At 55.7% G+C, this 13,153-nt stretch carries 10 protein-coding genes; 1 reads left to right on the top strand and 9 read right to left on the bottom strand.

What is annotated here, in order from left to right; all coding sequences use genetic code 11:
• Nucleotides 1–87: 87 nt before the first annotated feature.
• The 5 genes from RB297_RS22770 to RB297_RS22790 form a co-directional block, all read right to left on the bottom strand.
• Nucleotides 88–1,962, bottom strand: coding sequence for an ABC transporter ATP-binding protein (locus RB297_RS22770; RefSeq protein ID WP_375121514.1), 1,875 nt, complete (start codon nucleotides 1,960–1,962; stop codon nucleotides 88–90).
• Entirely contained in the window at nucleotides 1,959–3,686 is a 1,728-nt protein-coding gene (locus RB297_RS22775; protein WP_375121515.1) for an ABC transporter ATP-binding protein, read from the bottom strand. The genes RB297_RS22770 and RB297_RS22775 overlap by 4 nt, the downstream gene beginning before the upstream one ends.
• Before the next feature lie 11 nt (nucleotides 3,687–3,697).
• Nucleotides 3,698–4,258 carry a MarR family winged helix-turn-helix transcriptional regulator gene (locus RB297_RS22780; RefSeq protein ID WP_375121516.1) on the bottom strand — a complete coding sequence of 187 codons (561 nt, stop codon included), beginning with the start codon at nucleotides 4,256–4,258 and terminating at the stop codon, nucleotides 3,698–3,700.
• A 122-nt stretch (nucleotides 4,259–4,380) separates the two neighbouring features.
• Complete coding sequence (rsgA, locus tag RB297_RS22785; protein WP_375121518.1) at nucleotides 4,381–5,493, bottom strand: ribosome small subunit-dependent GTPase A; 1,113 nt, start codon at nucleotides 5,491–5,493, stop codon at nucleotides 4,381–4,383.
• A 406-nt stretch (nucleotides 5,494–5,899) separates the two neighbouring features.
• On the bottom strand, nucleotides 5,900–8,188 hold the full coding sequence (locus RB297_RS22790; RefSeq protein ID WP_375121519.1) for an ATP-dependent DNA helicase: 2,289 nt from the start codon (nucleotides 8,186–8,188) through the stop codon (nucleotides 5,900–5,902).
• Here RB297_RS22790 and RB297_RS22795 point away from each other — a divergent pair.
• Nucleotides 8,187–8,327 (top strand): hypothetical protein, encoded by a 141-nt coding sequence (locus RB297_RS22795; RefSeq protein WP_155989813.1) that lies wholly within the window; start codon nucleotides 8,187–8,189, stop codon nucleotides 8,325–8,327. The two genes, RB297_RS22790 and RB297_RS22795, sit on opposite strands and share 2 nt — an antisense overlap.
• Before the next feature lie 17 nt (nucleotides 8,328–8,344).
• On the opposite strand, the gene pdaA is transcribed toward RB297_RS22795, so the two are convergent.
• The 4 genes from pdaA to cidR form a co-directional block, all read right to left on the bottom strand.
• A complete protein-coding gene (gene pdaA / locus RB297_RS22800) occupies nucleotides 8,345–9,139 on the bottom strand; it encodes a delta-lactam-biosynthetic de-N-acetylase (protein ID WP_096775799.1) in 795 nt (264 codons plus the stop codon).
• Between the two features lie 146 nt (nucleotides 9,140–9,285).
• Entirely contained in the window at nucleotides 9,286–10,329 is a 1,044-nt protein-coding gene (locus RB297_RS22805; protein WP_192570348.1) for an oxidoreductase, read from the bottom strand.
• A gap of 196 nt (nucleotides 10,330–10,525) precedes the next feature.
• Nucleotides 10,526–12,148: a catalase gene (locus RB297_RS22810; RefSeq protein ID WP_375121520.1), complete on the bottom strand. Its 1,623-nt coding sequence runs from the start codon at nucleotides 12,146–12,148 to the stop codon at nucleotides 10,526–10,528.
• 108 nt (nucleotides 12,149–12,256) lie between these two features.
• A complete protein-coding gene (cidR, locus tag RB297_RS22815) occupies nucleotides 12,257–13,147 on the bottom strand; it encodes a cidABC operon transcriptional activator CidR (protein ID WP_096775796.1) in 891 nt (296 codons plus the stop codon).
• Nucleotides 13,148–13,153 lie beyond the last annotated feature (6 nt).

Consider the following 13,153-nt stretch of genomic DNA (forward strand, 5'->3'; position numbering starts at 1 on the left):
ACCCTTTGTTATGAAGCGATTAATCAACAAAAAGAAGACCCGCTTCGCAATCGAAGGGGTCTTCTTGTCATAGCTTTCCTTGCCTCGTTATCCGGCTTCATGCTGATCACTGAATTGGCTGTTATACAGGTCGGCGTAGAAGCCGCCTTGGGACAACAGCTCTTCGTGGGTTCCCTGCTCGATGATGCTGCCCTTGTTCATGACCAGAATCAGGTCAGCATCCCGGATCGTGGACAACCGATGGGCAATGACAAAGCTGGTCCGGTCCTTCATCAGCTCATTCATCGCTTTCTGGATATAAAGCTCCGTCCGCGTATCCACGCTGCTGGTGGCCTCATCAAGGATGAGAATCGACGGGTTGGCGAGAATGGCCCGCGCAATCGTCAGAAGCTGTTTCTGCCCTTGCGATATATTGGAGGCTTCCTCGTTCAGAACGGTATCGTAGCCCTCCGGAAGCGTCCGGATGAAATGATCCGCATGAGCCGCTTCAGCCGCCCGGATGATCTCTTGTTCCGTGGCGCCTTCCCGTCCGTATCCGATATTATCCCGGATCGTCCCGTTAAAGAGCCAGGTATCCTGCAGCACCATTCCGAACAGGCTGCGCAGTTCACTGCGCCGAAGAGCCGTAATATCCGTGCCGTCTATCGTAATTTTGCCCTGATTCAGCTCATAGAACCGCATCAGCAGATTAATGAGCGTGGTCTTCCCTGCACCGGTCGGACCGACAATCGCGACCGTTTGGCCGTGCTTCACGTCCACATTCATATTTTCGATGAGAAGCTGGTCCGATTTATAGCCGAAGCTCACGTTCTCGAAGGTCACGTCGCCAAGCGGCTGCTTAAGCTCGGCAGGAGCGGTATGCTCTGACACCTCTTCTTCCTCGTCCAGCACTTCGAACACGCGCTCTGCCGAGGCTACGGTGGATTGAATGACGTTTGCGATGTTCGCAAGCTGAGTAATCGGCTGCGTAAATTGGCGAGAATATTGAATGAAGGCCTGAATATCCCCGATCTCGATCGCCCGGCGGGTAACCAAAACACCGCCGACGACGCTGACGATCACATATCCGATATTGCCGACAAAACTCATGAGCGGCATGATGGTGCCCGATATAAACTGGGCTTTCCAACCGGCATCATAGAGTTTGTCGTTAACCTCATCGAATTGCGCCATGGACTGCCGTTCACGGCCGAAAGCCTTCACTACTTTATGACCGGTGTACATTTCCTCCACATGTCCGTTCAGCTGACCCAGATGCTTCTGCTGGGCCACGAAATGCTTCTGCGAGCGCTTGGCAACCATGATGGTCACCACCACGCTGAGCGGGAGGGTCAGAATAACCACCAACGTCAGCAGCGGGCTGATCGTGAGCATCATGACGATGACGCCGACCAGCGTGACCACGGACGTAATCATCTGCGTCAAACTCTGCTGAAGCGTGCTGCTGATATTGTCCATATCATTGGTCACCCGGCTCAGCGTTTCCCCATGCGTGCGGGCGTCGAAATATTTCAGCGGCAGGCGGCCCAGTTTGTTGTACACATCTTTGCGCAAATCATACACGGTGCGCTGGGCCACGCCGGCCATGACATACTGCTGGATGTACGCAAACAGCGAGCTTAAGAGATATAGTCCTGCAAGCCAGAGCATGATTGTCCGAATGGCGTCAAAATCGATCCCGGCACCCGGCACGCCTTGCATCTTGGCCATGAAGCCTTTGAACAGGATCGTGGTGGCATCCCCCAATATTTTCGGGCTCACGATGCTGAATATCGTACTGAGGATCGCTGCGATCAAGACGATCAGCAGCTTGCCGGTATGCGGCTTGAGATATCGCGTTAACCTGCGAAACGTGCCTTTGAAGTCCTTGGCTTTCTCCCCTGGCATCCCAGGCCCGTGCGGGCCGCCGCCAAAGGGACCGCCCGGTCCCCGAGGATGTCCTCCCCGTTTCTTCTCACTCATGCGATCTCCTCCTCTGACAGCTGCGAGGTGACGATTTCGCGGTACACATCGCTGGAAGCCATGAGCTCCTCATGCGTGCCGATGCCGGCAATGCGTCCCTCGTCCAGCACGATAATCCGGTCGGCGTCCATGACGGTGCTGACCCGCTGAGCAACGATCAAAACGGTGGCCTCCGTCGTTTCCTCGCGAAGCGCTGCGCGAAGATTGGCGTCCGTCTTGAAATCCAGCGCCGAGAAGCTGTCGTCAAACACATAAATCTCGGGTCTGCGAACCAGCGCCCTTGCAATCGAGAGCCGCTGCTTCTGGCCGCCGGATACGTTGCTGCCGCCCTGCGAAATCTCGGCATCGTAACCGCCTTCCATGGAGGAGATGAAATCGGCGGCCTGGGCAACCTTCGCTGCATGCCGGATCTCCTCGTCCGTGGCATCCTCTTTGCCGTACCGGATATTCTCCGCGATGGTCCCGGTGAAGAGCAGCGCCTTCTGCGGCACGAATCCGAGCCGGTTCCGCAGATCCTCCTGCGTCATGTCGCGGATATCGGTCCCGTTGACGAGAATCCGTCCCGACGTCACGTCATAGAAACGCGGGATCAGGCTGATCAGCGTGGATTTGCCCGAGCCGGTTCCGCCGATGATCGCCGTGACTTCGCCCGGCCCGGCATGGAAGGAGATATCGGATATGGCGGGCTCCTCCGCGCCGGGATAATAGAAGGTCACATCCTGAAATTCGATCGATCCCTGCAACACGCCGGCATTGCGCGGCTGTTTCGGATCGTGGATCTCAGGCATCATGTTCAATACTTCATTGATCCGGACCGCCGATGCCTGGGCGCGCGGAATCATGACAAACATGACGGATAGCATGATCAGCGAGAACATGATCATCATCGCGTATTGGAGAAACGCCATGAGGTCGCCGACCTTCATATGTTCGGCATCTATGCGGTGGGCTCCGAACCAGACGATCGCCAGCGTGGCAAAGTTCATGACCAGCATCATGACGGGCATCATCGCCCCCATGATTTTATTGACTTTGATCGAAGTGGCCGTCAGGTCCTCGTTCGCGTCGTTAAAGCGGACCGTCTCATGGTCCATCCGGTTAAAGGAACGGATGACCCGGATTCCGGTCAGATTCTCCCGCAGCACCCGGCTCAGCGTATCGATCTTCACCTGAATCGCTTTGAAGAGCGGAATGCCTTTTTTGGCGATCAGGAAAATAGCAAGTGCCAGAACCGGCAGGACAATCAACAGCACCGTTGTCAGTCCGGGATCTCTCGACACGGCCATCACGATGCCCCCGATACACATCATCGGCGCAATCGCCATCATGCGAAGGATCATGATCGTAACCTGCTGCACCTGCGTAATGTCGTTTGTCGTACGGGTAATCAGCGAGGCCGTGCCGATCTTGTCGAACTCCTGCAGCGTAAAATTCTCGACATGGGAGAACACGCGCCCGCGAAGAATCTTCCCGAATCCGGTAGCCGATTTGGATGCGAGATAACTCGCGGCTATAGAGCAAACCATGCCCCCCGCCGCAACCAGCAGCATGAAGCCGCCCACGCGCCAAATATAAGGGACGTCTCCCTTCACGATGCCGATATCCACGATGTCCGCCATCAAGGTAGGCAAGTACAGATCAGACAGACACTGGAAAAATGTGAATAGCAGGACCAAAATGACCGCTGTCCGGTACGGTTTCATATAGTGAAACAGCTTTAACAAATCCCCCACCCCTACTCGTTGTCTGATGTCGTTTCGTTCGATTTGCGTTTTTGTTCATGAAAATGGTACACCTTCGTCAGCAGCTCCGTCAGTTTGACGCTGTCCTCTTCCCCGAGGAAATCCACCAGCTCGTTAAAGCTGTTCTTGACGTTCTGATAGGTTTGCTGGACAACGCGGTTCCCTTCCTCCGTCAGCTGCACGCGGACCGCACGCCGATCCTGCGCATCCATCACCCGCTCCACCAGCCCTTTGCTCTCCAGCGCATTGATGAATTGCGTGATCGTCGGCGACGTAACATTCATCATGCTGCTGATCTCGGACACTTTCATGCCGGGGCCATCGGGCTCGATATGATGTTTGAGTCCCATCAGAACGCGGATCTCGCCGGGTGTATACCCTGAAATCAAGTGCTGATCCCATTCCTGCTTGTGGAACATGCGAATGCTGTACAAGAGCCTGCCGGCAACGCTGTCCTCCCGCCTGCCGCCCTTCATGCATGGTCCTTCCCGCGAATGTTGGTCCTCGCTCCCGTTCACTTCTTTATGTAAATCTGGATGTTGATCCTCCGCCATGGTCCACCTCTTCTCGGCAACGGCTCGAATAAATAGATAGATTGCCAATTTATTTGGTTACCTAACTATATACCCGGAAGATGACCGAAGTCAAATCGACTCCGGCCTTCCTTTAACATCCATTATTCATCATCGTACAGCAGCTGCTGATATGCCCCTTTGCGGCCTCGGTCGCCCTTGCGCGACGACTTGCCCGAGCTCTTGTTCTGGCGGCGGGTGCTTACCCTCTCTTTGCGGGCGATATGGGCCAGCTCCCGCTCCGTCTTCTTGTAATTCGCATATCGCTTTGCATCCAGCGTTCCGTCCTGCAGCGCTTCCCGGACCGCACAGCCGGCCTCCGTTTCATGCCGGCAATCATGGAACCGGCACTGCTGCGCCAGCGCGGAAATATCCGCGAAGGTCGCCTCGAAGCCTTCTTCCGAATCCCACAGCTGCAGCTCCCGCATGCCCGGCGTATCCACCATGATCGCGCCTCCCGGCAGCACGAAAAGCTCCCGGTGCGTCGTGGTGTGCCGTCCTCTTGCGTCCTCCTCGCGTATCCCTTGAACCCGCTGCATTTCCTGGCCGGACAGCCAGTTCAGCAGCGTCGATTTGCCGGCACCGGAGGTACCCGTTATGGCGACCGTTTTCCCTTGCACCAGATACTCTCCAAGCTGCTCCTTCCCTTGATCCATCAGGGAGCTTACCGCATGGACCGGCACGCCCGGAGCAACCGCCTCTACCTCCGCGACGTACGCTTCCGGCGATTCGCATAGGTCCGCCTTGGTGAGCAGCACGACCGGTGCGGCACCGCTCTCCCAGACCGCAATCAGATAGCGTTCAATCCGGCGAACATTAAAATCCTTGTTGAGCGCGTTAATGATAAACACGGTATCCATGTTGGCCGCAATGATCTGCTCATCCGGCACGCTTCCTGCCTCCCTGCGCGTGACGGCGGATTGGCGGGGCAGCAGATGATGAATGACGGCACGGGATTCGCCCTGCAGCGGCTCCACCATGACCCAATCGCCGACTGCGGGAAAGTCGCTTTTGCTGCCCGCTTCGTATTCATACTTGCCTGTGACAATGGCCGTCTGCTCACCCTCTTGGGTGATAATGCGGTACTGCTTCGAGAATTGGGCCGTAATGCGGGCCGGCACCAGCGCCTTGTCCTGCTTCGGGATCTGCGCGGCCATCAAACGCCAATGTTCATTCCATCCATAGGCTTGCAACGTTGTCATGTCTTGTTTCGTCAAATTCGTGATATCCCCTTATCGTTGTTGGATTGGTTGTTAACAAATGATCAAACACAAAAAAAACCGCAGATTTGTATCCGCGGCTGATCTGAGACTATGCAGGAAGAAGGCATCGATCCTCGGCGGCCAAACCGCCAAAGATCATACCGGAGCCTTGCATAGACACAAAAAACCCGCAGGATACCAAGCACGGTCTCCTGCGGGTTCTTAGGTACGGAGATGAAGACATGTTAAACCCAATGCCTTACACCCCGGTTACCATTAGAATTTCCCGTCCAAAGAGACCAACGTCAATGCGACCCATCCACTATGCATCATAACCATTTGACATCAGCCTCCTTCAGCTTAATTAATATATCCGTATTATAGGGTTCGCATTTCCAGGTGTCAACATCCCATGTAAAAATTAGATGCGCCTGTAATGCCTCCACTCCTCCGGCAGCAGCATCCCGTACTGTCGATTCAGAAAGCGGTCATCGACGAGCGTCAGCGTCCCGCTGTCCTGCTCGGATCGGATCAAGCGCCCTCCGGCCTGCAGCACTTTGTTCATGCCGGGGTACACGTAGGCGTAATCGTATCCCCTCTTGCCGGTACGATCAAAATAATCCTTGATGATATCATTCTCGAAGGATAGCTGCGGCAATCCTACGCCGATGACCACGACGCTCGAAAGCCGTTCTCCCTTCAAATCGATGCCTTCGGAGAAAATACCGCCCATCACGGCAAAGCCGATCAGCGGATCTTCCGCATCCGCCTGGAATGCATTCAGGAACGCCTCCCGCTCCTCCTCGCTCATTCCATGCCCCTGGAGCAAGGTATGGGCTTCCGGATTCATTCTGGCAAACGCCTCATGAATATCCTGCATGTAGGGATAGGACGGCAGGAAGATCAAGGTATTCACCGGTTTTTCCTGAACCAGTGCACTCAGCATCCGAACGATGGCCTCGCGATTGCGCTCCCGATCCTTGAAGCGCGTCGATAACGGCAAAATCCGAACATCCAATTGCTCGGAAGAGAAGGGCGAGGGAATCGAGAGGCTGTAATCCTCTTCCTCGGCTCCGAGCATGTCGCGGTAGTATCCGAGTGGCATGAGTGTTGCCGAGAAAAATACGCTGGAGCGGTAGTTTTTACCCGCCTGCTGGAGCAAATAAGAGGGGTCCAGGCAAAACAGCTTGAGAAACACCTCGCTCCCGCTCATCTCCGCATACGTGACAAAGCGGTCGTCATACAGCTTCGAGATGCGCAGATACCCCTGCACGGCAAAATAACATTCCAAAAGCGCATCGGCCTCATCCCCGCTCTTGCCGGTCATCAGTTCGGCCTCTGCCTGGAGCGAGAAATCCTCCAGCAGCTCGACCATCATCTCCGGCTGCTGGGACCCGACGATCCGCTCTTCCTCCTCGCTGACCTTGCGCAGCACCTTAAAGCGGTTATTCACCCGCTTCGCCGTGTTGTAAAGCCCGGGATTGCTCTCTTTGTACGCCCTTTGCAGCTCCAGGAACGCGGACTTATTCAGCTCGGCCGAGAACATCCCCCGCGCCCGGTCGACCAGGTTGTGCGCCTCGTCAATGAGCAGCACGCTGCGCCTCTTCACGTCCTCCGGCATCCGCTTGAAGGAGACGCGCGGGTCGAACACGTAGTTGTAATCGCAGATGACGGCATCGGCGGCGTACGCGGCATCCAGAGAGAATTCAAACGGGCACACCGTATGCTTGCGGGCATACTCTTCAACGACGGGCCTCGTGATCAACGTTTCATTCGAGAGCAAATCCAGTATGGCGTCATTAATCCGGTCATAGTAGCCCTCCGAGAACACGCAGCCCATCTGGCTGCAGCCTTCCGCTTCGCTGAAACAGATCTTGTCCTTCGCCGTCAGCGTGACCGTATGCATGCAGAGCCCTTGACGCTCCATGCGCGCCATGGCTTCCTCCGCGGTGGTTCGGGTAATCGTCTTGGCCGTCAGGTAAAAAATCCGGGATAACAGGCCCTCGCCGATCGCTTTGACCGAAGGAAACAGCGTGGATATGGTTTTGCCGATGCCCGTAGGGGCTTTGGCAAACAATCTTCGTCCTTCCCCGATGCTTTTATACACGGCTCCGGCCAGCTTCCTCTGTCCCTCGCGGTAGGCGGGAAACGGAAACTTCAGTTCGCGGATGCTCCGGTCCCTCCGCTCGCCATGCTCCCGCAGCAGGTTGGCGTAAGGCGCGTAGGCCGCCACAACCTCGAGCACAAAGGATTCCAGCTGAGCGAAGCTCCATTCCTGCACGAACTGCTTCCGCTCTCCGCTCGGGACCTGGAAGTAGGTCAGTCTCACGGCCATCGTCGGAATCTCATGCAACCTCGCGTACATATAGGCATACATTTTGGCCTGAGCCCAATGAACCGGGTACGTGTGCTCCGTAATCTCGCCCAAATCGCCGGAGGTCGACTTGATCTCGTCGATCATGATCCGCTCGTCCTCTTGAATCAGGCCGTCGCAGCGACCTTCCACCACAAACAGCAGATCCTCGTAAGGAATCTCCGCTTCAAGCTGAACTTCCTTCTGGTCGTTCTCGCCATAATCGCGCTGTACCTGTTGATGCGCACGGGTTCCCTCGGTCAGGGACGTCGCCGTGCGAAAACCGGAGGTAATGCTGCCGCTGCGAAAGACATATTCCACCAGCGGCCTGACGGATATTTGGATAGTATGAGGCATGATGGTCTCCTTCGTTCATGTTCTATATGAAGGGTATTATACCAAACATTCGTTCCGGAATGCGAAGCATCCGCGGGCATTCGATAACAAAAAAAGCGTGCAGACGGCCTCCTGGCAGGATGGCGTCTGCACGCTGTAAGCATATGCGGCATATGCTTACGGGGATTTCTTTTGCATCTGATCGAGGCTCTTGAACTCGTAGCCCCGGTTCCTTGCTTCGTCAATGATCCGTCCCAGCGCCTCCGTGTTGTCCTTGGAGATGGAGTGCAGCAGGATTACGGCGCCGGGGTGGAGCTGCGCGGTCACTTTATCGTAAGCATACTGCGCGCCGCGCTGGGACTTCACGTCCCAATCCATATACGCGAGCGACCAGAAGACATTGGTGTACCCCAGCTGCTTGCTGGTCGCCAGGGACCGCTCATCGAAGATGCCGCGGGGCGTGCGCAAATATTTCATGTCCGGCTGGCCGGTGATGCGCATTACCTCCTTCTTCACCCGTTCCAGCTCCTCGGTCAGCTTCTCTGCCGAGATCGTGGTCACGTCCGGGTGATTCCAGGAATGGTTGCCGATAATATGGCCTTCCGCCGTCATCCGTTTCAGCAGATCTTCCTGTGTCTTCACGTAATGTCCGGTCACGAAAAAGGTGGCAGGCACCTTCTTCTCTTTAAGCGTATCCAGAATACGGGAGGTATACCCGTTCTCATACCCGTTATCAAACGTAAGATAAAGCTCCTTTTGCTCGGCATCGCCCATGAAGACCGCATCGTATTTTTGCAGAAGCTCCTTGAAGCCCTCCTCATTGATCGAGGGCAGCTGGCCGTTGACGCTTTTCTTAAATCCAAAGTGAAACGGACCGCTTCCGCCTGCCAAAGCAGCTCCGGAGATGGACAGCGTCACCGCCAGGCTCACAAGAAGCATAAGGGCCGGCCGAAGGATACCACGTTTCTTCATATCCGTTCTCTCTCCTTCATTGTTGTGATATGGATCGACTCCCCTGATGAAAGACGTACCAAGGGTGGCATCACCTAATATCCCACAAATCGGAGCAAACTATGTGTCAATCCAGGACAGTCCTGGTTTCGGATGCGGCGGCATGTTTACGTGATCTTGATCAACCGGCCCTTCTGATGGCTCTGCAGCGCATATTCGATCATCCGAATGACATTGCGGGCTTCTTCAGGCTGGACAGGCAGCGAACCGCCTTTAAGGATCGCTTCGGCCAATCCCTGGTAAAAAGCTTGATAGCGTCCCGGCAGCGTCTCAATCTCCCCTTGCACCGCCAGCCCGCTCAGCTCGGTAGCCAGCTCCCCGTATTGGTCCGGCTGGTCTTCGCCCCAGCCCGCGTCCCCGGGATGCATGCCCTGCTTCAGCTGGCCTTCCTGCGGATCCGTTCCATATTTCAGGAAGCTTCCCTTATCGCCATGCAGCTCGAATTTCGGCCCTGCCTGCCGTACCAGCGAACCGGAATGCAGAATGACGCGAAACGTCTTATAACCCAGCACCAAATGAAAATAATCGTGGGCTTTGGACCCTTTGCGCTCCGTTCTCAAGTCCGCCCAGAGCGTCTCCGGCAGGCCGAACAGGAACAGCGCCTGATCGATCAAATGCGAACCTAAGTCATACAAGATCCCGGATCCGGCCATCGCTTGCTCCCTCCACCGCTCCGACTGAACTTCCGGACGGTAGCGGCTGAACTGCGACTGATAGATGGAAAGCTTGCCTAAGGCTCCCGTCTCCAGCAGATTGCGGACGGTCAGAAAATCATTGTCCCAGCGGCGGTTGTGGTACACCGTCAGCAGCACGCCCTTCTGCTTGGCCAGATCAATCAGCTCGTCCGCTTCGGCGGATGTTACGGTAAACGGCTTCTCGACGACCACATGCTTTCCGGCCTCGATGGCTAACCGGGTATATTCATAATGCGTTGCATTCGGACTCGTAATGATGACAACATCGATATCCGGATTGGACAAGAGCTCATCCACGCTGTCGACAACGGCCGTATCGGGCATATCCTGGTGGACCTTGTCCGGATCCGATGATACAACCGTGTGCACCCTGTAATCCGGCACGCTTCTAAGGATAGGTGCATGAAACACCGACCCGGACAAGCCGTAGCCGATGATTCCCGCTTGTATTGCCATAACGCAAGCCTCCTCTTCCCATGGTTCTATGTTGATTCGATATGTATCGCTTGGTTTCCTTGCAACATCTTAACATTCCGCAAATATTTTACAACCATATAAGGGAAAGCCGCCTGCACGTCATTCTTGTGCAGGCGGCTTCGCCATTCCGTGCTGTCCGCGTTTGCGGGACGGCGTCTCTAAGGCCGGCAAAGCATCAATAAGGGTCTGCCTCGTGGCCCATACGGTTTGCATCCTCTACGGCCTGCTCCCGGACGGTCTCGTTCGAGCCCTTCCTTGCCTGCTCGAGTCCTTCCCGCACGCGGCGCCCATAGTCCTCGTCCGCATTCGTGAAATATTCCACCATCTTGTCTTGAATCCGGATATCGCATTGGATCAGCGCACCCACGAGGTTGTTGATCAGGTCGTTTCGCTCCCAATCCTCAAACGCTCTGTACGTATCCCCGGCCTGCTTGAAATCCAGCGTGCGATCCAGCTTCTGCCGCACGAGGTTGGCATCGTAATGCGGCTGATGCGGCTTCGCCGTCTGCGATGCTTCCACCAGCCCATCCGTCATGGACGGCTCGTAATCCACATGCGGGCTTTGACCAGGCGCCTTATCCACGAAAAAGGACATTTGCCCGCCCCGCTGATTGGTAGCGACCCGTTTCTTCGGCGCATTGATCGGCAGCTGCAGGTAGTTCGTGCCCACGCGGTGCCGCTGGGTATCCGAGTAGGAGAAGGTACGCCCCTGCAGCAGCTTGTCGTCCGAGAAATCAAGCCCGTCAACCAGCACGCCCGTGCCGAAGGCCGCCTGCTCCACTTCGTTGTAGTAGTTCTCCGGATTTTTGTTCAGCACCATTTTGCCTACCTTCAGGAACGGGAACTGATCCTCGGGCCACAGCTTCGTCGGATCCAGCGGATCGAATTCCAGCTCGGGATGCTCGTCGTCGCTCATAATCTGCACGCACAGCTCCCACTCCGGGAAATCCCCGCGTTCAATGGCTTCGTACAGGTCCTGCGTCGCATGGCTGTCATTCATGCCCTGAATCTTGTTCGCCTCTTCCTGCGTAAGATTCTTAATCCCCTGCTTCAGCGGCTCCCAATGATATTTGACGAGCACGCCGGTGCCTTCTGCATTGACCCATTTATATGTATTCACGCCGGAGCCCTGCATTTGGCGATAGTTGGCCGGGATGCCCCAAGGGGAATACACAAACGTGATCATATGCGTCGCTTCCGGGGAACGGGAAACGAAATCGAACATGCCTACGGGACCCGGAACGTTGGATACCGGATCCGGCTTGAACGCATGGACCATATCCGGGAATTTGAGCGGATCGCGGATAAAGAATATTTTCAGGTTGTTGCCGACCAGGTCCCAGTTGCCTTCCTCGGTGTAGAATTTCACGGCGAACCCACGCGGATCCCGAAGCGTTTCAGGCGAGCCGGAACCGTGGATTACGGTTGAGAACCTGACAAATACCGGCGTGCGCTTGCCTTCGACCTGGAACAGCTTGGCCCGGGTATACTTCGAAACCGGCTCGTCGCCTACTTTCCCGTACGCTTCAAAATATCCGTGCGCTCCCGCACCTCTGGCATGCACGACGCGCTCCGGAATGCGTTCGCGGTCAAAATGCGTGATTTTCTCCAAAAAATGATAGTTCTCCAGGGTCATCGGCCCCCGATTCCCGACCGTTCGCACATTCTGATTATCCGAAATAGGATGTCCCTGCCGATTGGTCAGCGTATCCTCGCGTTCCGTCTCGCCCCGATTCTCGGCGTATCCTGCCCGTTCTTGGTTTATTCCATGATTAACATCATGATCTTGGCCACTCACGAATGTCACTCCTCCTTGGTTATAAATCTTGTAAATGGGTTCTCTTTACTATGGATATTATGTCCAAGGCGTGAAAATGTATGAAATGCCCTTCAATTTATAACAAACTTACTCATGCTCGCCCAGCAGGGAACGCGTAAAGCTGATCCATTCCCTGACGGCAAAGGACAGGTAGCGGTCTTTTCTCCAGATCATCCCGAGCTGCCACGGGATCGACGGATTGTCCAGCGGCAGTATCGTCACGCGCGAAGAATCGATCTCTTTGCATATCGTTTCGGGAAGCAGGGCAATCCCCAGATTGGCGGCAACCATGCCGCTGATGAGATCCCACTGCGAGCTTTCGTAGACCACCCGCGGCTCGAAGCCGGCGCTGACGCACTCGCGGATAATCCGGTCATGGAGCGTAAAGTCCTCGCGGAACAACACAAACGCCTCGTCAGCAAGCTCACTCAGGTGTACATGCTCCCTTCCGGCCAACCGATGGGACGGATGCAGAAGCAGATTCAGCTTCTCTTTCACGAAGGAATAGTAATGGAATACGTCTTCATTGACAGGCAGCACGGCAACGCCGATGTCCGTCTGGCCGCTCTCCACGTCCGCCTCCACCTTCTTGGCGCCGTCCTCGATCAGCTGAATGGTAATCTTCGGATATTCCCGGTGGAACTGCCCGATTACTTCGGGAAAAAAGCTTGAGCCCACCATGGGCGGAAGCCCGATGCGCAGATGGCCGCGCTTCAGGTTCATGAGATCTTCCAGCTCGGCCGATACCCGCTGGAAGGATTCCACCATCTGCTGGGCCTGCTGGTACATGATGTGGCCGGCATCGGTCAGCTCAATCCGTTTACCCTGACGATAGAACAAGGTAACGCCCCACTCGTCCTCCATGTTGCGAATCGTTTTGCTGATCGTCGGCTGCGTAATGTACAGCTTCTCTGCGGCCTTGGTGAAGCTCTGGTTCCTCGCTACCTCAAGAAAATACTCCAGGTGCCGTATGTCCATTCCCGA

It is taken from the genome of Paenibacillus sp. CR_12 (assembly GCF_041953985.1).
GTDB classification, from domain to species: Bacteria; Bacillota; Bacilli; order Paenibacillales; family Paenibacillaceae; genus Paenibacillus_AQ; species Paenibacillus_AQ lautus_A.

Excerpts from the sequence above, each read along its gene's own strand:
- RB297_RS22770 (WP_375121514.1), bottom strand. The coding sequence starts at position 1,962 with ATGAGTGAGAAGAAACGGGGAGGACATCCTCGGGGACCGGGCGGTCCC.
- RB297_RS22780 (WP_375121516.1), bottom strand. The coding sequence starts at position 4,258 with ATGGCGGAGGATCAACATCCAGATTTACATAAAGAAGTGAACGGGAGC.
- RB297_RS22795 (WP_155989813.1), top strand. The coding sequence starts at position 8,187 with ATGATGGTCTCCTTCGTTCATGTTCTATATGAAGGGTATTATACCAAA.
- RB297_RS22790 (WP_375121519.1), bottom strand. The coding sequence starts at position 8,188 with ATGCCTCATACTATCCAAATATCCGTCAGGCCGCTGGTGGAATATGTC.
- pdaA (WP_096775799.1), bottom strand. The coding sequence starts at position 9,139 with ATGAAGAAACGTGGTATCCTTCGGCCGGCCCTTATGCTTCTTGTGAGC.
- RB297_RS22805 (WP_192570348.1), bottom strand. The coding sequence starts at position 10,329 with ATGGCAATACAAGCGGGAATCATCGGCTACGGCTTGTCCGGGTCGGTG.
- cidR (WP_096775796.1), bottom strand. The coding sequence starts at position 13,147 with ATGGACATACGGCACCTGGAGTATTTTCTTGAGGTAGCGAGGAACCAG.